Annotated in this window: 2 protein-coding genes; both read left to right on the forward strand. The window is 40.5% G+C overall.

Features of this window, described 5'->3' with window-relative positions; genetic code table 11:
- Window positions 1–70 precede the first annotated feature (70 nt).
- On the forward strand, window positions 71–751 hold the full coding sequence (locus C7R93_RS29595) for a helix-turn-helix domain-containing protein (RefSeq protein ID WP_106842131.1): 681 nt from the start codon (window positions 71–73) through the stop codon (window positions 749–751).
- Window positions 752–786: 35 nt separating this feature from the next.
- Window positions 787–1,644 carry an IS3 family transposase gene (locus C7R93_RS29600; protein WP_341866959.1) on the forward strand — a complete coding sequence of 286 codons (858 nt, stop codon included), beginning with the start codon at window positions 787–789 and terminating at the stop codon, window positions 1,642–1,644.
- Window positions 1,645–1,722 lie beyond the last annotated feature (78 nt).

Raw genomic sequence — 1,722 nt, forward strand, 5'->3', positions numbered from 1 at the left:
TGATATGCTCCCCTTCAGGTAGACAGTTGAAATAATAAAACTGTCTACCTGTAAGGAGGAGCATTTGTATATGTCCCATAAAGCAAAAATAGCTGGACCAGAAAAGGTTACCGCTATCGAAAAATATCTTCGCGGAGAAGATTCTCTGAAACATCTAGCAAGCACGCTAAATGTTGCTTTTTCCTCCATGAAACAATGGCTTCAAACCTATCAATCTTTAGGCCCAAATGGACTGCTTAGTACATCTAAGAACATATCTTATTCCGCTGAACTGAAGAAGTCTGCTGTCGAGGATTATCTAGCTGGCGTTGCTTCTCATATGGAAATATGTAAGAGGTATGGTATTAAATCAACCCGCCAACTGCGTAACTGGATTCTAAAGTATAATGGTTATGAAAAGTTGAAATCTTCCGGAACAGGAGGAACACCAATCATGACAAAAGGACGACCGACTTCTTTCGAAGAAAGAATCAAAATTGTGAAATTCTGCTTAGAACATCAGCATAATCATGCCCAGACAGCCAAGGAATTTCAGGTGTCCTATCAGCAGGTTTACTCATGGACAAACAAATACATTAAATTTGGCGTTGATGCGCTTCAGGACAAACGTGGGAAACGAAAATCTGAAAACGAGATGTCTGAGGTGGAGAAGCTTCGCGCCCAAAATACACTGCTTCAAGCTGAGAATAAAAGAAAGCAAATGGAGATCGAATTTCTAAAAAAGCTAGACGAAATTCAAAGGGGGCGATAGTAAGCCAAGTCCGCAATGAACCCATTTATCTTGCCATCCGTGGTCTGTACGACAGTAAATCATGTTCCATCAGCCAGCTTTGTGAAATCGCAGGGATTCCGCGTTCCTCGTATTATAAGTGGCGAAATAGAAAAGAAAGTAAAAATGAGAAATTCAACAAAGTATTGCTTCCTATGATTAAGCGTGCCTACGAAGAAAAAGATGGTATTCTTGGTTATCGCCAGATGACCATGAAACTGAATAGACAGTTCCATCTTTCTATCAACCATAAACGCGTATACAGACTCATGGGCATTTTAGAATTGAAATCCGTATGCCGCAAAAAGAAAAAGAATTACGTTCCGACAACGCCTGAAATCACGGCAGAAAATGTCTTAAACAGGGATTTCAAATCCGTGGAGTTCGGTACAAAGTGGCTCACAGACGTAACGGAAATGAAGTATGGCCTTCAAAGCAAGGCTTATTTGAGCGCAATTCTAGACTTGTCGGATAAAAGTATTGTTTCTTTTGTGATCGGGCACTCCAACAACAACGAGCTTGTGTTTAAAACGTTTGATATTGCCCATCGGGCATATCCTAATGCGAAACCCATCTTTCACAGTGATCGAGGATTTCAATACACGAACAAAATGTTCAAGAAGAAACTAGATGATACAGGAATGACTCAGAGCATGTCGAGGGTAGCTAGGTGCATCGACAATGGTCCAATGGAATCATTCTGGGGAATGTTAAAATCGGAGATGTACTATCTCCATAAATTCAATACGTACGAAGAGCTAGAAGTAGCCATTACGGAATACATAAATTACTACAATAATCATCGGTACCAGAAAAGGCTGAAGTGTATGACGCCCCTAGAATATAGGCAATATCTACAAATTTCTGCGGCATAAAGAAGACACCAACCTAGGTTCAGATTGGTGTCCAAGCTTTTGTTTTTTCACTGTCTACTTGACAGGGGGCACTTCATT

The sequence above is a fragment of the Brevibacillus fortis genome, assembly GCF_003013395.1.
Classification (GTDB): Bacteria; Bacillota; Bacilli; order Brevibacillales; family Brevibacillaceae; genus Brevibacillus; species Brevibacillus fortis.

Bases quoted from the DNA above. Each gene is read 5' to 3' on its own strand.
- C7R93_RS29595 (WP_106842131.1), top strand. From the start codon at position 71: ATGTCCCATAAAGCAAAAATAGCTGGACCAGAAAAGGTTACCGCTATC.